The following is a 16,814-nucleotide window of genomic DNA, read 5'->3' on the forward strand; positions in this document are numbered from 1 at the left end:
ACAATGAAAGAAGCTTGTCCTGAGTGTTATGCGATAGATAGTCGCATCACGCCTTTGTTAAACCTCAAAGAGTGCTTGCTACACCACAGGCAGTATATTTGTAGTACTTGTGGCAGATGTATCTGTGCTGATGTAGATGATAAGGGGAAGTTCCGTGCTCTCTTCCCTTTTAAAACTCTTGCTATTGCTACCTTATATTTGCGTGCTGCTGAGGTAATATGGGAGCAAGCCTGTGGTATTTACGAAATAGAAGATATTAAAGGCAAAAAACAATACAAAATCTTTCCTTCTTTATCGGAATTGGAGAGTTATTTGCAGAAGAATAAGCAAAAGCGTAGCCTGTTGTCAGAGCCTTTATTGGTCACTCCTCAGTATAAGGCTTACCAACCTGAGCAGTTGCGAAAACTATCGACAGAGGAAGTAGTTATTTATATGAAAGAGAAAGCAGCGAAAGGTTTGTAATTAAAAAGAGTAGTTGTGTATTTGCACCAATAATAATTTTAAAAAGTAATAAACGATGAAAAAAGCAATTCTATTATTAGTAGCCTTTGTAGGAATGTTTGCTTGCGGAAAAGACGACAACAATGGTACAGAAGAAGGGGACATCTCTACGGCAAGATTTCTCCCTCCGAAGTGGATTCAAGGCTATTGGACGACCAACAACAAGCAGTTCGGTTATGCCTTTAAAACCGATGACTTTTGCCAAATAACCTTAGGTAATACGAACTGTTTTAAGGAAAAGAATCTGCCGGTTACTAATATAAAAGACCTGAAAACAAATAATACTTATAAGGTTAGCTATAAAATCGGTTCCTCTGAACAAGTTTTTGTATTCGAAAAAGAAGGAGGTAACAAGATAAGAGTAACTCATAATGGTCGTGTTGAAGGAAGCTATACCAAACAGTAAATTAGTTGAAATGGGGAGAGCCACACAGTCTATTACAGTATGAAAAGTAATAAAACGAAGTCCTTTACTCATTTAGAGTAAGGGACTTTTATTTGCTTAACTCACACAGTTCTTCCACCGTAATGTCAAACACCTCAGCATATTGTTGTAGCGTTTTAGAAGATAGTTTTTTGAATACCGAAGGTTTGGCGTGACGCTTGATAACCCATTGCCAGCGGTGCATAGCATCGGCAAGGACTGCCCAATCCATACGGTTGAGGAGCATATAATACACTATGGGGCTTTTACGTCCTGCAAGCACATCGGCTTTTGCCTCGTCAATCTGCTCTTGCAAACGGCTGAGCGAGGCTTCTAAGGCAATGCTCTTCACCTCCCAGCCCGAACTGGATAGGGTGGTGTAGTTGCCTTCGTCATCGGTTACATAGCACAGTTCTGTAAAGTCCTGTAAGGCACCTTTTTCCTGAGGTAGTTCGGTTTCTTTCATTCCGTTAGATTTTTAATTACTAAGTTCATTTCAGCAGTTGCCATAAGAATATCTCCTACAAAGGCATTACAACGCATTGAGCAGATGTAATACTCATCGGTATCGAAACGAGAAAGCAATTCAGCTTCGGTGCGTACCACCTCTTGTACCTTAGGCAAGGCGAAGAGTTCCAATTTCTTAATCGCACTGATGTAGCCTATCACATAGTTTGACGTATCTTCTATACCAAAGAGAAACTGCCCCACAATTGCCGAACAGGTTTGCGCCATATTTTCGATGAGTCCTACTTCGGCAAACTTCCCCTCTTCCACAAATATGCAAGTAGGCTTCACCTCAAACTCAGTAACTACGTGTGTATTACTGATGTCGGTAATGGTATCTACCATTTGCATCGGCGGACGGTGGGGGAGGTATTTGTGGATTGATATGTTCATATTCAGGTGTCAGGGTTCAGGGGTTAGGAGCAAGTACGGTTTTCATTTCGCCTTGGGCGATAAGGGTATCACCTATAAAGGTTTGCATTGTTACGAGGGTAACGTCCATAAACTCTTGCTGGATAGTGATGTGTGTTTTAAGCGTATCGCCTACTTTGGGTAGCGATTGTATCTCTATGTTTTTAATTGCTCCTATATACCCCATAGGGGCAGGTTTCCCGTTGAGATAGTAGTAATAACCTTTGTGCAAGGCAATGCTTTGGGCAATGTGCTCTATGAGTCCGCTTTCTAAGAATACCCCTTGCTGTACAAAGAGGTTGCTGGGGACAATGGTGAGCCCTGCCACTCCCTCGGTGGGGGTATACTCCCAAAGAGCATCTACCATTACAATGGGAGTACGCTGGGGTATAAGAGTAAGGATTTTATTTTTATCTGTAATTGGTAACCCCATAGTTAAACAACCTTTAAAAAAGCATAAGAATAGGAGAATCTACCACTCTCGGGCACTGATAGCAACACCGTATCGCCCGTTTTGAGTTTGCCTGAGTGTATCAAGGCTTCTAACATCAAATAAGCAGAAGCAGAGCCTACATTGCCTACTTCGGGGAGGTTGATAAACCAACGTTCTAACGGAAGGTCGATACCTACTGTTTTGAGGGCTTCATACAAGCGTTCTTTGAAATAACAAGACGAGATATGAGGCAAGAAATAGGTAATATTATCTGCCGATAGTTGGTGTTTATCTAAGGTAGCACGCATACTCTCAGCGCCTTTTAGCAAAATATTCTCATTGAGTAGCTTCACATCTTGCTTGATAGCAAAAATAGATTCACTAAGCCACGCTTCGGCAGGGTATTCGCTCCAACCTTTGAGGTTGCCATCGGGGAGCTTGTCGCCACCGGCATACATACACGCTTCGAGCTCGTGAGCATACGAATAAGCGTCCATCCACTCTATTTGCAAAGCACCTTCACGCGGTTTGTTTTCTAACAGAAAAGCCCCAGCCCCATCGGAGAGCATAAAGCGCAAGAAATCTTTTTTAAAAGCAATGGCTGGGTGTGCTTCCAACTCGGCTAAAAGTTGTACTTCGTTTTCGTATTTATCGGCACGCAACCACGCCGATACACGTTCAGAGCCCGTGCATACTGCATTCACACTATTGCCTGCCTTTACTGATAAGTACCCAAATTTGAGGGCATTCATTCCTGAGTTACACACCCCTGAAGAGGCATTCAGTTCTACCGAGTGTCCGCCCAAGAGTCCGTGCACCATAGAAGTGTGCGAGGGCAAGAGCACATCGGGGGTAGAGGTACCGCAAGAGAGCACCTCGATAGTATCCCAAGGCACTTCGCCGTCCAATAGATTTTGTACTGCCAAAGCCGTAAGCTGGGCATTGTTATGAGTAGGGTTACCTTGCTCATCAAGAGCATAGTAACGGGTGAGAATACCATTGTTGCGGAGCACGAGGCGTCGTGCTTTAGAGGCATTTTGGTTTATGAGACCTAAGAAAGTCTCCATTTGCTCGTTGCCAATGGGATTGTTAGGTAAATATTTACTTGCTTTTGTTATATAAACGTTCATATTATTCAGGTAAAAGGCTTATTCAGATAATAGGTAAGAAGTAACAGGTAAGAGACTGTTGTTCAAATTCTATATTTTTATATCCTTTAATTATCAATTGTGAACTTTTTCTTGTCTCTCTCTACTTTCCAAAAGAACAATGGGTAGGTGAGCCAGTATAGCAACCATACTATGGGCATCAGCACCCAAATAGCGATATACAGATAGATGCGGAAGCATTTCAGCAGGAATTTACGCTTCTTACTGCCGTAAATCATCTTTGCCCAAATGCCGAAAAGGCGATTGCCTTTCTTCTCTGCTGAAAGGAGAAAACGCTTGTAATGCACACCTCCGTGGGCTACTATTACTTGTTGCAGTCCTGTGTAATCACCAGTTTGCAGGTGAGGAGCAATGAGCGTGCCATATACACTTGCGCCTTGTATGTCTTTATCGGCAACACCTGCTTTGGGGAACACACCGAGATAGCGTTTGTTCTTATCGCCCGAAAAGAGCCACTGCACAATAGTAATCACACTGATATGATTGTGGTGCCTATCGGTAAGGGCAATATTGCCCACTAAGCGCGCCCCACAGTCGGTTAAGAGTTTTTTCACTTTCTGGTGCGCCATCACCCACATATTGCGCGTGCCCGAAATGGTAACGACAGGTTTGCCTTGTAACAGTTGCTTACCTGCTTCACTCTGCAAAAAGGAATTAAACGGAATAGAAGGCGACAAATACCACACTTGGTAGCCTAATATCACCAAATCGTAATCGGTATGTGCCAGATGAAAAGGTTTTAAGGGCTGGGGTATTTGCAAATACGACTCTGGGAAAGCTCCAAAAAACGCCTCGCCTGTCCACGGAAAAGGAAAAGGTTCTGCCGTATCAATAGGCAAAAAGTCGATAGTTACCTCCGTGAGTGGGGATAGTACACTATCGATAATCTCTTTGAGTTGCCCCGATTGGGTGTAATATACTACCAATACGCGTTTCATTGTTCGTCCCAAAAGTTGAAATAATTAAACCATTGTAGCGGATACTTTCGTAGCATCTGCTCCATATTCTCGGTATAAGCATCAAGTAGCGCTTGGGCATCGCGACTTTTCACCTCAGCTACTTGGGCGTAGAGGTGGTAATGCAACCTACTTTCCTTCATCACATAAACGAAAAGCACTGGCACTTTCAAGCGCGAGGCTATAAAGAAAGGACCTGCAGGGAAGGTAGCTTCTGCACCCAACAGCGTTCCTTTGAGCGAACGCACCCCTTCAAAATATCGGTCTCCCGTGAAACACACTATCTTGTTGTCGCCAATAGCATCGTTGATTTTGAAGATATGCGACATATCTTCTTTCACATAGATAAACTGATTCGAGGGTTTATTTTTAGAAATCGACTCCAAATACTCCTTGATTACCGAGTGTTCCATATCGGTAGTTACGGTGCTTATCTTCAAATCAATATCTATTTTCCTGAAAAAAGGTTCAGCAATTTCAAAGTTGCCTATGTGTGCGGAAATAAGTATTCCGCTCTGTTGTTCGTCTAATAGTTTATGTAAGCTTTCTACTCCATCAAACTCATAAGTAAATTTCTCTTCCAAGCCCGCCAAGATAGCAATCTTATCAATAATAGTTTGCCCGAAAGTAAAATAATTTAAGTACAAGTTCACTACTGCTCTCAGAGGCGAATAGCCCAAGCGGTGACGGAAATAGTAATACATATAGCCATTGGAGCGCCACTCAAACAAAAAGTAGTAGAACGCTACAAAGATGAGCAAAGCATAAGCAGCATAAATACCCAAGTGTTTCATCAGCCACACAAAGATACTATAGCCTAATACGGTACCCTTAGACTTGCCTTGCCATTTCGTTTTGGCTTGTTCGTTAGCGTGCATTCACTTTATTTTCTAAGGTAGTATAAAAGTCGTTGAAGGTTACGATAGGCTTAAAATCGGCTTCTACCAATTTCACACCAAATTCTTGTTCAATCAGCACCACCAAATCCACATAATCAAGGCTATCTAATCCTAACGATTCGCGGAAGTTTGCCTCAGGGGCAATCACACTGGCTTCTACTTCAAATTCCTCAACAAAAATACGAGTAGTAAGGTCTATAATCTCCTGTCTGTTCATTCTTCTTTTTATTAGCTAATACTTTATAAGGGGCAAAGATACGAATATTTTGTCAATAACCAATTTTCCTAACAAACATCATCTCGCAAAAAGCCAAAAACTACATCGTTATAATCGAACAACCTTCTGAAAAGTCACTTTTGCGTCACACACTTTGCCAAAGTTTAAACCTCCAGCCCCTCTCTTCCAGAGCTTCTCCCGAGCCTCTCCATTTTTCCCCAACAACCCATACTAATTTAACGTCAGTTCTATATATATCAATACTGATTTACAGTTGTGTTTATATTGTAATCTGTGAAATCCAGCAACGCAGTTGCCAATTCGTGCCCATCACCTTTGTCAATTATCAATTGTCAATTGTCAAATGAAAGACTATCCGTGCAATCCGTGTAATCTGTGCGAGATTTTTAGGCAATTTGTTGCCTATTTGTTTGATTTTTTTAAAGATTTGTAAGATTTCTGTAGCGCAAGCTACACTTTTCTTACGTCGAACTCACGTTAATTTACTAATTTCCAAATTTACTAATTTCCAAATTTGCTAATTCTCTAATTTCTCTCCCCTTTTCCGTCGCTACATTCCCCCTTTTCGTCACTTGCTCCTCGTCATTCGCTTCTCGTTCATTCGTCATTACTTCTTTTTTTCCGTCACACTCCCCCTAGTGCCTATGGCCTAAGACCTATCACCTATTCCTTTTTCTTTCGCCTCGAAACCCCGTTTTTACCATTTTTTGTGTCGCTGTATCATACTATAAGCCAATCATTTATATACCCTTCCTATACCAATCGTCCAAGATTCGTATAAGCTTCCTATAAGCTCTCTATAAGCTAACCCCACCCATCTTACAGCCTTTTTTCACCAAAACCTCTCCCTCTCCTCTTCCGAACTTTTCCGTTTCCTTCCGAAAGCTCCTAATAGTTCCAACACATCGCTTTTTCATCTCAAACTTTGGCAAAGTTTAAAACTTTGCCAAAGTTGATGTTCCAAAAAGTTACCTCCTCATTTTCTCATTTCCAAATTTCCTCATTCTCTCATTCTCTCATTTACTCATTTCCCTGCCCGTGCGGCTCGCACCTCATTTCCCAATCTCCCCTTCACACAAATATTTCTCCCCTTTTTATTCGTATTTCATAATTATTTCTTATCTTTGCCCCATCTATTCCTCATATCCTAACATCTAATAATTAAAACATTATGAAAAAAACACTTTTTTCAGTGCTCTCACTGATGGCGTTTAGCCCTCTGTTATGGGCACAAGAAACTGAAATGATTACCCATCCACAAAGCCAATACCAAAAGGCAGTGGAACTCTACAATCGCAAGCTCTATCAGCCTGCCCAGAACTTGTTCCGAAAAGAACAAACCTCCAATCCCGATAGAGCTATCCAAACCCAAAGTGAATACTACGTAGCCACTATTGCCGCTATCCTCAATCAAGACGGAGCCGATGCGCTGGTGAATAACTTTATCGTCAATCACCCCGACTCTCCTCTGAGCTCCGAAGCCTATTTGCAAATGGCTAACATCTATTATCAGCAGGGCAACTACGAAGATGCGCTCGCTTGGTACGAAGCTATCGACGACCAAAGCATAAGCAGTAGCGATAAAGCTAAATACAACTTCCAAAAAGGCTTTTGCCTCTTCCAAACCGGCAAACAAGCCGAGTCTAAACCTTATTTCGAGTCGGTGCAAAACACCAAAGAATACGGTGCTAATGCCAAGTATTACTTAGGATATATCGCTTATGATAAAGACGATTATTCTAAGGCTGAAAGTTACTTCCGCGAGGTACAAGAAGAAGATGCTTCACTCACCAAAAACGTGTCTTACTTCCAAGCCAATATGTACTTCAAACAAGCTCTTTATCAAGAAGCTATCACCGAAGGACAGAAACAGCTCGCTAAAACCAAAAATGCTCAAGAAGTATCTGAGCTCAATAAGATTATAGGCGAAAGCTACTTCAATCTCAAGAAATACAAAGAAGCAATCCCTTACTTGCAAAACTATAAAGGTAAAAAAGGTAGGTTCTCCAATACCGATTATTACTATATCGGATACGCTTATTACAAAAATAACGACTATAAAGCAGCTATCGAGCAGTTCAACAAAATCGTAGGCGGAAACGATAGCGTCGCTCAAAATGCGTATTATCATTTAGCCGAATGCTATTTGAAAACCAACCAAAAACAAGAGGCTCTCAATGCTTTTCGCAATGCCTCTCAAATGGATTTCGATAAGCAAATTAAAAAAGATGCTCATCTGAACTACGCCCGCCTCAGTTATGAAATCGGTAACCCTTACGAGAGTGTCCCCAATGTGCTACAAGCATACGCTTCGGCTTATCCTAACGACCATAAAGACGAAATACAGTCGCTCTTAGTCGACTCTTATATTTCATCTGGTAACTATCAAGCCGCTATCAGTCTACTCGAAAAGTCTAACGACCCTAAGGACAAAGAAACCTATAAAAAAGTAGCCTTCTATCGCGGGTTAGAGCTCTTTAATGAATTGCAATACAACGAGGCTTTAAAATATTTGCAGAAAGCCATCGGTGGTAATTCTGCGCTTGCCGCTCGCGCTACCTATTGGGCTGGTGAAACTGCTTATCAGCTGAAAGATTACAAAGGTGCCGAATCCTATTTTACTCAGTTTCTCCATAATTCATCAGCACCTAAAACCGAAGAGTATGCCAAAGGCTTCTACGGTTTAGCTTATGCTAATTTCAATCAAAAAAACTATGCAGGTGCTATCGCTAATTTCGAGAAGTACCTCAAACAAAACCCTAAGAACAGTAGTTGGAAACACGACGCTATACTCCGTCTCGCCGATTCTTACTTCGTAACAGGTAAATACTGGCCTGCAATGGAAGGGTATAACAAACTCATCGAAGCTAAATCAGCCGACCAAGATTATGCCGCCTACCAAAAGGCTATTAGTTATGGGTTCGTAGACCGCCTCAATAGCAAAATTGAAGACTTAGAGCGTTTCGTTAAGAACTACAAAAGCTCTAATCTGCGCCCTAACGCTTTGTTTGAATTAGGGAATGCTTATGTAACCAAAGGGAATACCCAAAAAGGATTACAGTACTATCAGCAACTCGCCAAAGAGTATAAAGGCAATGTGCTCGTACCTCGTGCAATGCTCCGCGAAGGTTTAGTGTATTATAATAGGAACGAAAACCAAAAAGCCTTAACGCTTTTCCAAACTATCGCCAAAGACTATCCTAATACCAACGAAGCCTCACAAGCAGTAGCTTCCGCAAAACTCATCTATGTAGATATGGGTAACGTAAACGAATACGCATCGTGGGCTAAAGGTTTGGGATATGTAGAGGTAACCGACCTCGAACTCGAAGGAGCTACTTATGAAGCTGCCGAACGACAATATATGCAAAACAATACCAAAGAGGCTATTTCAGGTTTTGAAAAATACCTTAAAGAGTTCCCTAATGGTATGCGTCGCACCAATGCCGAGTTTTACTTAGCACAAATGTATTTCAATAGTGGACAAAAGGCTAAAGCACTTACACATTACGAAAATGTAACCAAAAGCGGTTCTAATGAATACGGCGAGCAATCTCTTACTCGTGTGTGTCAAATCCTTCTTGAAGCAGGTAGCTACCTAAAAGCTAAACCTTATCTCGAAGACCTCGAACGAACCGCTACTATCGCACAGAACAAAACTTATGCACAAAGCAACCTAATGCGCGTGTGCTATAACGAAAAACTGTACGATAAAGCTATTGAATATGCCAATAAGGTATTAGAAGAAAAATCTATTGATACACGTATCAAGAACGATGCTTATATAGTGTTGGCTCGTGCTTATAGTCAAGCAGGAAATGAAACCCAAGCTCGCAAATATTACCAAGAGGTACAGAAAACCGCTACGGGTAGCCTCGCTGCCGAAGCCTTGTATTACGATGCTTATTTTAAGAATAAAGACGGTAACTACAAAGCCTCTAATGACGTAGTTCAAAAGATTGCTAAAGACTATGGCGGACACAAAGAGTTCGCTGCTAAGAGCCTTATCGTAATGGCTAAAAACTTCTACGGACTCAAAGACGCTTATCAAGCCTCTTACGTCTTAGAAAGTGTAATTAAAAACTTTAAAGAGTTTCCTGAAATAGTAGCCGAAGCCAAAAAAGAACTCGCAGTAGTAAAAGCCGAAGCCGCTAAAAGTAATTCATCAGTAAAATAATGGTTAATATTGTGGTATACACTTTGCCAAAGTTTGCCTGTGCGGCTCGCACCTTTGGCAAAGTTGAATCTCCCTCCTAAACCCTAATTTCTAAACAAATGAACAAACACATCACATATATTCTAACAATGCTTTTGTTCTCTGCCTCAACAATGGCAGTCGCTCAAAGCCGTAAAGACAGCCTCTCTACCAAAGTGGTAGATGTGGTAAAATCATATGCTCCTACGATTGCCGACGCCGATAAAAAGCGTGAAGATGCAAACGTAAAAGATTCGCTTACCGTTAAGAAAAAGCAAATCAACTATACCATCTATTCGGTACCGGTAGCCTCTACTTTTGTTCCCGAAAAAGGCAAAGCAGCTTCGGTGAAACCAAAAGTCGTTCGCGAAGACTATTTAGATTCTTATCTCGGTGGCGGTTTCGGTATGCTCAATACTTTTTATGCCGATGCCAATATCACTCTCCCAGTAAATGATAACAGTAACGCTTCTTTCTTACTGAATCACATCTCAGCCAATGATGATATGGACGAGGTATACACCGATACCAATTATGCGCTCTCATCGGCTGAGTTGCGTTATGATTTTCAGAACCAAGATGTACTTTGGGGGCTCACTGCTGATATAGGTCGCCGTTTGCACAACTGGTATGGTATCCGTCCCGCTTCTTATACAAGACAACAGTTGATTGGAAAAGTAGATGACGTACACCAAACCTATTTCGATTATGGTGTAGGAGGTTACCTCCAATGGTCTAATCCTTACTTTAAAGGACTTGATTTCAGCGTACGTGGGCTCTACGACCATTTCGATAGTAAAGAATTGAATGTAAAAGCACAACCCACCTTCGAAATTCCTCTTACCGATGACCAAAAAGTTCGTACCAATGTAATTCTCGATTATTACAATGGTAGTTTTACCCGTCAAAATAACTTAGTAAACGAGCTTAACAATCGTTGGATGCTCTTTGGGGTAAATCCTTCTTATCATTTGTCTATCGAGAATTTGGACTTAAAATTAGGCGTTGCTTTGATGTATGTAGATGCGAACCAGTCCGATGAAAGCAAGTTCAAAGCTTATCCCGATGTAGAGGCTTCTTATCCGCTAACTGCCGATGCTATTTTGCACGCAGGTATACGCGGTATTATGCAACAAAACACAGTAGAGAAACTCACCAAAGAGAATCCTTTTCTCTCACCTATGCAAGAAATTAAGCCTACCAATGTGCAAGCCGATGCTTTTGTAGCCCTTAAAGGAAAAGTAACTTCCGATTTGCTTTATCGCATACAAGGAAGCTATCGCCAATACAAAGAGATGCCTCTGTTTACTACCAATTCCGAGACACCTACTATCGCTACCGAAATATTGCCTTATCAATATAACAACTCTTTTAAGTTAGTGTATGACGAAGTAAACGATATGGAGCTTTTAGCTTCTATCGGAGGAAATATAAAAGATGTTTTCTCTTTTACCTTTGAAGGAAGATATAATAACTATAACGCCCGTGTACAGAAAAATAAAACCGCTTGGAACTTGCCCAGCACACGAGTATCTCTCTTCACCGATTTTAGAATATTACCCAATCTATTTGCTGGCTTCGACTTCTTTTATGTAGGAAAACGTTACGACCTCGATTACGTAACTGTTGCAAATCCTATTCCCGAGAAGCTCTCTTTGGAAGGTTATTTTGATATCAATTTCCACGCCGATTACACTTTCAACAAACATTGGCAAGTATTCTTAAAAGCCAACAACCTCACCAGTGAACACTATAAAAAATGGTTGTATTATCCTTCACAAGGCGTACAAGCCTTTGCAGGAGTACGTTATCTGTTTAGCCTAAGTAACAAGTAACAATTATATACTAAATGTTAATGGTAGTACTCAGCAAGCTACAGGCTTATATAAAGTTAGTAATAGATAACGTATGAAAATAAATTTATTGTTTTTAATATACTTTTTTTCTATTCCTTTACCTATTTTTTCCCAAAAAGAACAAGATAAGTTAATAACAGTTAAAATACTTTCGCAAAAAGAGAAAAGTGACAAAAGTAGAATTTATCTACTTGAAAAGATTGTTGCAAAAGGAATCTTTTTTAAAGAATCAAAAATATTTAACGATTATGATACTCTAAATTATTGCTTGTCTAACACAAAACTTTATCTTGCGCTAAGGCGTAGTGTTTCTAATGGTTGGGGATGTGATTACTCCTTTTTAAAATCAAAAGATGCTGAGATGGTTGTTTTTCTGTCTCTTGACTCTATTGCTGACGCAAATAAGGAAATAGAAAGACGTATGGTAGATAATTTTACTTATTTGGAAAACAATAGGGATGAAAAATGGCAAGAAAAAGTAACTTATTACACATCACAACAAGCAAAGAAGATTTTTAATGCTGATAGTGCTTTTAAGTACACTTTTAGTTTGCCTTCTGAATTTTATCTTAAAGAGAACGGAAAAGAATATAAATATATTGAGAAATTATTTATACTCCGCAAAGGGAAGAGTTTTATTGATTATACTTGTTTTTATACTGATAAAGCTAAGAAGTGTTTTAATAAATATTGGAAGCCTTTAGAACACACCCTACGATATAAAGAATAATAACCTGATGACACTCTAAAATCAATCAAATAAAATGAAAAGTATTCAAACATTATCTTTTTCTCAATTAGAGGAAGAGATGGAAGCTCTCAAAGAGCAAGATGCCCAAAGTTGTGTAGGCGGTGGATGGTTTGATTATATCCACGATTTAGAAGAGGTCACTGTATATGGCTTTCCTATCGGAGGAGGAGGCTTATTCCCTAACGATTTTAGTCCTGGCTATGAGGATGGCGACAATTATTATGGCGGTGGCGGAGGTTATACCCCCGAAGAAACCCCTCCAGAACCAGGTCCTCCACTAAAATTGAAGAACTTACCTGGTATGTGCCCACAAGTAGGAGGTACAGGGGAATGTGGAATGCTTGCTTTTGAATTTCTCTCTAAATTTTATGGAGGAGACAAAAAAGGAATAAACAAAAGTGATTTTGCAGAATCAATAGGGATAGATAGTAAAGAAAAGGCTATTCGTCAGTTTTATTATCCAGTTCTAGATCCTATAACAGGAAAAAAAGAAGTAAGAGGTATTACAGATGTTGAAATGTATCGTATATGTGATACTTTTTTCAAGAATAATCTTCTTGAATATGGGAACTTAGAGCAAATAAAAAATTCACTTAGCAAAGAGCACCCTATTTTGATGAATTATTCCTCTGAAGGGTCTAACGATGGACACGCTGTAGTAATTGTAGGGTATGATCCAAGTACTAATCAAATCACTTTAGCCGATCCATTAGCTACCGGGGGAATGAGGAATGTTAACTATGATCCTACTATGTTTAAAAATTTAGTAGAGATTGAGGGGATGCAGGATGATAAAAAAACAAGGAAATACAGAAATAATGAAGATTGGTGGAAAGGATGTGGTATAGGAAATTAGTAATTTTTATGTCTTTATTGTTGTTCTCTATCTCTTCATTTTCACAAGACAAAAGTTCTGTTGATTGTGAAAATAGAATAGGAACAAGACATACCGAGCAACTTTTGAATATAAGGCTAAGAACAATCAAAAGAAACTCTGTGATTTATTCTTTTTATGGTTATTTTGATAAATCGTTAGCTGTGCTAAATTTTCAATTAAAAGGTTATGGGGTATCTTCTGCAAAAAGAAAGAAGATTATTAACCAGATAAAGGAGATGAGTCATTGGGATGGAGAAAAAGTTTTAGAAGTTGATCGTACTCCAACTAAAAATGCTGAATTTCTTTATATATACAACAATACTGATATTACTAATATCACAACTTTTGACCCCTTAACATCTATGTTACCTTTGATTCAAGTTATAGAGAAGTACTTAAGTGAAACACAAGCTAAAAGAGTAATAGATGGTCTTTTAACAGACCAAGCTAACAGTGGCTGTGTAGAGGCGTTTTTAAAAAATACTTTTTGTATTTATCAACGAAAAGGAGCTGTGATAGAAGGGTATGGTATCATTGATAAGAGCTTTAAGAATTATGAAGCTTTTTTAAAAGACTATTTAGGTAAATGCAGTATAGGAAATTAGTAATCTTTTTGTCTTTATTGTTGTTTTCTATTTTTTTATTTGCACAAGATAAGCATCCTTTTGATTGTGAAAATTTCAGAATAGGACAGACGTACACAGGGCAACAATTGACTATAAGGCTCAGAACTATTAAAAAAGACTTTGAGATATATTCAGTATATGGTTATTTTGATAAATCATTAGAAGTGCTTAATAGTCAGTTGGAGAGTTATGGTGTAGCTCAGAAGGAAAGAGAACAGATTATTAAGCAAATTAGAAAAATGACTGGATGGTCTGGTAAAAAACTTCAAGAGTATAGTTTAAAAGAACCTCAAAACTCGGAGTTAATATCTATTTTCAATCATTTTGATTTTACTAATTTCACACAAGTAGATCCTCTAACGGTTAAAATTTCTTTGAATCGAGTTATAGAGAAGTATTTAAGTAAAGAAAAAGCAAAAGAGGTGATAGAAGGCTTATTGGAGAAGAATTTTAATTGTAAGTGTGCCGTTAGCTATTTGGAAGATAATTTCTGCTTTTATCAAAGAGCAGGTACTTTGATAGAAGGGTATGGTTCTATTGATAAGAGTTTTAAGGATTATCGAGCTTTTTTAAAAGACTATTTAGGTAAATGCAGTATAGGAAATTAATAATTTTTATGTCTTTATTGTTGTTCTCTATCTCTTCATTTTCACAAGACAAAAGTTCTGTTGATTGTGAAAATAGAATAGGAACAAGACATACCGAGCAACTTTTGAATATAAGGCTAAGAACTATCAAAAAGAATTTTGTGATTTATTCGCAATTTGGTTATTTTGATAAATCGTTAGCTGTGCTAAATTTTCAATTAAAAAGTTATGGGGTATCTTCTGCAAAAAGAAAGAAGATTATTAACCAGATAAAAGAAATGAGTCATTGGGATGGAGAAAAAGTTTTAGAAGTAGACCGTACCCCAACTAAAAATGCTGAACTTATTTCTATATACAGTAATACTGATATTACTAATATAACAACTTTTGACCCTTTGACTTCCATATTACCTTTAACTCAGGTTATAGAAAAGTACCTAAGTGAAAAGCAAGCCAAAAAAGTGATAGAAGCTCTTTTAGCAGAAGAGACTAACAGTAGTTGCGGAGTATCGTTTTTAGATAATACTTTTTGTATTTATCAACGAAAAGGAGCTGTGATAGAAGGGTATGGCACTATTGATAAGAGCTTTAAGAATTATGAAGCTTTTTTAAAAGACTATTTAGGTAAATGCAGTATAGGAAAGTAATTATCAGTATAGGAGTGTTCTTTCTCTCAATTCCTATTTTCTCTCAAGCCCAAGAAAGTGTTTACGACTGCGAAAACTTTGGAATAGGAGCTCGCTTTTACAACACACAATATTTCGATATTATTATGCAAAATATAGAGAAAGATGTTTGTATTGTCTCTATGTTTGGTTATTTTGAGAAATCTTTACAAATGCTTGAAAAGACTTTGAGAGAACACAAAGTCTCTAAAAGAAAAATTAACCTCATCATTCAAGAAATAAAAACACTTGCTGAGGATGAGGAAAAAGCTTTTGATTTTGGGAGTAAAGAGACTAAGAATGTGAATGGTATTTCTATTTTTTATACTGAGAGGAAAGTGATTTTTCCTCTCAGTATTAATTACACTATAGAGAGATATTTGGACGAGAGAAAAGCTAAAGAAGTTCTTACTGATTTATTGGAAAAATCAATTAATACAGCTTATCCTATGGATTTTTTACAGAAACAGTTTTGTGTATTTCAAAAAATGGGGGTCATTGATAAGAAGTACAGGGATTATTACGAATTCTTAAAAGACTATTTAGGCAAATAATAATTTAAAGTAAAACACTACAAAAGCTATCAAGAAAAATGATAGCTTTTGTTTTTAAAACTAACATTTATGAATCCAAAAATTATTGATCTTGTAAAAGAATATATCACCGAAAATTATTCTCATCAGTACGCTACCCTTATAACGGGAAGTTATGCTGAAGGTAAAGAAACGATCTATTCGGATGTAGATGTTATCATCTTTACTACTGAGAGAATACAAAAAATCATTAAAACTCTCAATTACAAAGGTATTACTTTACAACTTATCATTTTCTCGGTAGAAAGCATTGAATACACCCTTTATGAAGATTTTCTCTCTAACAAAGGAGTGTATATTGATATGATTTCTAAAGGATTTATTTTGTTAGACCCTCATCATTTTTTAAAGCATCTCAAGGAATATACTACAGCACTAAAAGAAAATGGAAGTACTCCTCTCTCAAAAGATGAAGATGAAAAATATAGATCAAAAATCACTTCTTACTTATTAGATATAGAGGGAGTAAAAGACTCCAAACGTATTTTCTTTGTAGCATTACTCTTGATAGATGTTTTAGCTGAGTTTAAACTTCGTTTGCTCCGTCAGTGGGGAGGTACTGGTAAAACAAAATCAGAGTTTTTAAGGAAGGTAGCTCCTACTTTTTTTGAAGAGCTTCAAATAGCTACTCAAATGTTTTTTGAAAAGGGAGATAAAGATAAACTGATAACTATCACCAAAGAGCTTTTAGATTCTATAGGAGGAAATATAAAAGATGTTTTCTCTTTTACCTTTGAAGGAAGATATAATAACTATAACGCCCGTGTACAGAAAAATAAAACCGCTTGGAACTTACCCAGCACACGAGTATCTCTCTTCACCGATTTTAGAATATTACCCAATCTATTTGCTGATTCGACTTCTTTTATGTAGGAAAACGTTACGACCTCGATTACGTAACTGTTGCAAATCCTATTCCCGAGAAGCTCTCTTTGGAAGGTTATTTTGATATCAATTTCCACGCCGATTACACTTTCAACAAACATTGGCAAGTATTCTTAAAAGCCAACAACCTCACCAGTGAACACTATAAAAAATGGTTGTATTATCCTTCACAAGGCGTACAAGCCTTTGCAGGAGTACGTTATCTGTTTAGCCTAAGTAACAAGTAACAATTATATACTAA

Annotated in this window: 17 protein-coding genes and 2 pseudogenes; 12 read left to right on the plus strand and 7 right to left on the minus strand. The window is 38.2% G+C overall.

The genetic code is table 11. The annotated features are described in order from the left end of the window. The first annotated feature begins 3 nt into the window (after positions 1 to 3). Positions 4 to 462, plus strand: a complete 459-nt coding sequence (locus ACSQ7D_RS11790; protein WP_437136362.1) for a hypothetical protein — start codon at positions 4 to 6, stop codon at positions 460 to 462. Between the two features lie 55 nt (positions 463 to 517). Continuing rightward, a complete protein-coding gene (locus ACSQ7D_RS11795) occupies positions 518 to 907 on the plus strand; it encodes a hypothetical protein (protein WP_437136363.1) in 390 nt (129 codons plus the stop codon). 88 nt (positions 908 to 995) lie between these two features. Here ACSQ7D_RS11795 and ACSQ7D_RS11800 read toward each other — a convergent pair whose 3' ends face one another. The 7 genes from ACSQ7D_RS11800 to ACSQ7D_RS11830 all read right to left on the minus strand — a co-directional run bounded on the left by ACSQ7D_RS11800 (position 996) and on the right by ACSQ7D_RS11830 (position 5,517). Then, positions 996 to 1,391 carry a hypothetical protein gene (locus tag ACSQ7D_RS11800; RefSeq protein ID WP_048746032.1) on the minus strand — a complete coding sequence of 132 codons (396 nt, stop codon included), beginning with the start codon at positions 1,389 to 1,391 and terminating at the stop codon, positions 996 to 998. Then, entirely contained in the window at positions 1,388 to 1,825 is a 438-nt protein-coding gene (locus ACSQ7D_RS11805) for a hypothetical protein (RefSeq protein ID WP_016479907.1), read from the minus strand. Before ACSQ7D_RS11805 ends, ACSQ7D_RS11800 begins: the two co-directional genes overlap by 4 nt. 16 nt (positions 1,826 to 1,841) lie before the next feature. After that, on the minus strand, positions 1,842 to 2,276 hold the full coding sequence (locus ACSQ7D_RS11810) for a hypothetical protein (RefSeq protein WP_437136364.1): 435 nt from the start codon (positions 2,274 to 2,276) through the stop codon (positions 1,842 to 1,844). 2 nt (positions 2,277 to 2,278) lie between these two features. Next, positions 2,279 to 3,406, minus strand: coding sequence for a beta-ketoacyl-ACP synthase III (locus ACSQ7D_RS11815; RefSeq protein ID WP_437136365.1), 1,128 nt, complete (start codon positions 3,404 to 3,406; stop codon positions 2,279 to 2,281). Between the two features lie 86 nt (positions 3,407 to 3,492). Beyond that, positions 3,493 to 4,383 (minus strand): dialkylrecorsinol condensing enzyme DarA, encoded by an 891-nt coding sequence (locus ACSQ7D_RS11820; protein ID WP_437136366.1) that lies wholly within the window; start codon positions 4,381 to 4,383, stop codon positions 3,493 to 3,495. Next, the gene (locus tag ACSQ7D_RS11825; RefSeq protein WP_009420807.1) at positions 4,380 to 5,279 is read right to left on the minus strand and encodes an LpxL/LpxP family acyltransferase; all 900 of its coding nucleotides are present in this window, start codon (positions 5,277 to 5,279) and stop codon (positions 4,380 to 4,382) included. Before ACSQ7D_RS11825 ends, ACSQ7D_RS11820 begins: the two co-directional genes overlap by 4 nt. Next, on the minus strand, positions 5,269 to 5,517 hold the full coding sequence (locus tag ACSQ7D_RS11830; RefSeq protein ID WP_009419675.1) for a phosphopantetheine-binding protein: 249 nt from the start codon (positions 5,515 to 5,517) through the stop codon (positions 5,269 to 5,271). The genes ACSQ7D_RS11825 and ACSQ7D_RS11830 overlap by 11 nt, the downstream gene beginning before the upstream one ends. Before the next feature lie 1,192 nt (positions 5,518 to 6,709). On the opposite strand from ACSQ7D_RS11830, the gene ACSQ7D_RS11835 reads away from it, so the two are divergent. From ACSQ7D_RS11835 to ACSQ7D_RS11880, 10 genes and pseudogenes are all read left to right on the plus strand, one after another. Beyond that, on the plus strand, positions 6,710 to 9,715 hold the full coding sequence (locus ACSQ7D_RS11835) for a tetratricopeptide repeat protein (RefSeq protein ID WP_048746027.1): 3,006 nt from the start codon (positions 6,710 to 6,712) through the stop codon (positions 9,713 to 9,715). Between the two features lie 98 nt (positions 9,716 to 9,813). Beyond that, complete coding sequence (locus tag ACSQ7D_RS11840) at positions 9,814 to 11,568, plus strand: TonB-dependent receptor (RefSeq protein ID WP_437136367.1); 1,755 nt, start codon at positions 9,814 to 9,816, stop codon at positions 11,566 to 11,568. Positions 11,569 to 11,641: 73 nt separating this feature from the next. Further along, on the plus strand, positions 11,642 to 12,319 hold the full coding sequence (locus ACSQ7D_RS11845) for a hypothetical protein (protein WP_316374469.1): 678 nt from the start codon (positions 11,642 to 11,644) through the stop codon (positions 12,317 to 12,319). Positions 12,320 to 12,353: 34 nt separating this feature from the next. Then, entirely contained in the window at positions 12,354 to 13,196 is an 843-nt protein-coding gene (locus ACSQ7D_RS11850; RefSeq protein WP_437136368.1) for a C39 family peptidase, read from the plus strand. An 8-nt stretch (positions 13,197 to 13,204) separates the two neighbouring features. After that, entirely contained in the window at positions 13,205 to 13,822 is a 618-nt protein-coding gene (locus ACSQ7D_RS11855; protein WP_437136369.1) for a hypothetical protein, read from the plus strand. Next, positions 13,804 to 14,451 carry a hypothetical protein gene (locus ACSQ7D_RS11860; protein WP_437136370.1) on the plus strand — a complete coding sequence of 216 codons (648 nt, stop codon included), beginning with the start codon at positions 13,804 to 13,806 and terminating at the stop codon, positions 14,449 to 14,451. The genes ACSQ7D_RS11855 and ACSQ7D_RS11860 overlap by 19 nt, the downstream gene beginning before the upstream one ends. An 8-nt stretch (positions 14,452 to 14,459) precedes the next feature. Further along, a complete protein-coding gene (locus ACSQ7D_RS11865) occupies positions 14,460 to 15,077 on the plus strand; it encodes a hypothetical protein (RefSeq protein WP_053581134.1) in 618 nt (205 codons plus the stop codon). A 125-nt stretch (positions 15,078 to 15,202) separates the two neighbouring features. Beyond that, positions 15,203 to 15,649 carry a hypothetical protein gene (locus tag ACSQ7D_RS11870; protein WP_316374464.1) on the plus strand — a complete coding sequence of 149 codons (447 nt, stop codon included), beginning with the start codon at positions 15,203 to 15,205 and terminating at the stop codon, positions 15,647 to 15,649. 69 nt (positions 15,650 to 15,718) lie between these two features. Beyond that, positions 15,719 to 15,955 (plus strand): annotated as a pseudogene (locus ACSQ7D_RS11875) (nucleotidyltransferase domain-containing protein); the annotation flags it as partial. Positions 15,956 to 16,369: 414 nt separating this feature from the next. Next, a pseudogene (locus ACSQ7D_RS11880) lies at positions 16,370 to 16,800 on the plus strand (TonB-dependent receptor); the annotation flags it as partial. Positions 16,801 to 16,814: the final 14 nt, after the last annotated feature.

The sequence above is a fragment of the Capnocytophaga sp. G1920 genome, assembly GCF_051417515.1.

Bases quoted from the DNA above. Each gene is read 5' to 3' on its own strand.
- ACSQ7D_RS11790 (WP_437136362.1), top strand. From the start codon at position 4: ATGAAAGAAGCTTGTCCTGAGTGTTATGCGATAGATAGTCGCATCACG.
- ACSQ7D_RS11795 (WP_437136363.1), top strand. From the start codon at position 518: ATGAAAAAAGCAATTCTATTATTAGTAGCCTTTGTAGGAATGTTTGCT.
- ACSQ7D_RS11800 (WP_048746032.1), bottom strand. From the start codon at position 1,391: ATGAAAGAAACCGAACTACCTCAGGAAAAAGGTGCCTTACAGGACTTT.
- ACSQ7D_RS11805 (WP_016479907.1), bottom strand. From the start codon at position 1,825: ATGAACATATCAATCCACAAATACCTCCCCCACCGTCCGCCGATGCAA.
- ACSQ7D_RS11810 (WP_437136364.1), bottom strand. From the start codon at position 2,276: ATGGGGTTACCAATTACAGATAAAAATAAAATCCTTACTCTTATACCC.
- ACSQ7D_RS11815 (WP_437136365.1), bottom strand. From the start codon at position 3,406: ATGAACGTTTATATAACAAAAGCAAGTAAATATTTACCTAACAATCCC.
- ACSQ7D_RS11820 (WP_437136366.1), bottom strand. From the start codon at position 4,383: ATGAAACGCGTATTGGTAGTATATTACACCCAATCGGGGCAACTCAAA.
- ACSQ7D_RS11825 (WP_009420807.1), bottom strand. From the start codon at position 5,279: ATGCACGCTAACGAACAAGCCAAAACGAAATGGCAAGGCAAGTCTAAG.
- ACSQ7D_RS11830 (WP_009419675.1), bottom strand. From the start codon at position 5,517: ATGAACAGACAGGAGATTATAGACCTTACTACTCGTATTTTTGTTGAG.
- ACSQ7D_RS11835 (WP_048746027.1), top strand. From the start codon at position 6,710: ATGAAAAAAACACTTTTTTCAGTGCTCTCACTGATGGCGTTTAGCCCT.
- ACSQ7D_RS11840 (WP_437136367.1), top strand. From the start codon at position 9,814: ATGAACAAACACATCACATATATTCTAACAATGCTTTTGTTCTCTGCC.
- ACSQ7D_RS11845 (WP_316374469.1), top strand. From the start codon at position 11,642: ATGAAAATAAATTTATTGTTTTTAATATACTTTTTTTCTATTCCTTTA.
- ACSQ7D_RS11850 (WP_437136368.1), top strand. From the start codon at position 12,354: ATGAAAAGTATTCAAACATTATCTTTTTCTCAATTAGAGGAAGAGATG.
- ACSQ7D_RS11855 (WP_437136369.1), top strand. From the start codon at position 13,205: ATGTCTTTATTGTTGTTCTCTATCTCTTCATTTTCACAAGACAAAAGT.
- ACSQ7D_RS11860 (WP_437136370.1), top strand. From the start codon at position 13,804: ATGCAGTATAGGAAATTAGTAATCTTTTTGTCTTTATTGTTGTTTTCT.
- ACSQ7D_RS11865 (WP_053581134.1), top strand. From the start codon at position 14,460: ATGTCTTTATTGTTGTTCTCTATCTCTTCATTTTCACAAGACAAAAGT.
- ACSQ7D_RS11870 (WP_316374464.1), top strand. From the start codon at position 15,203: ATGCAAAATATAGAGAAAGATGTTTGTATTGTCTCTATGTTTGGTTAT.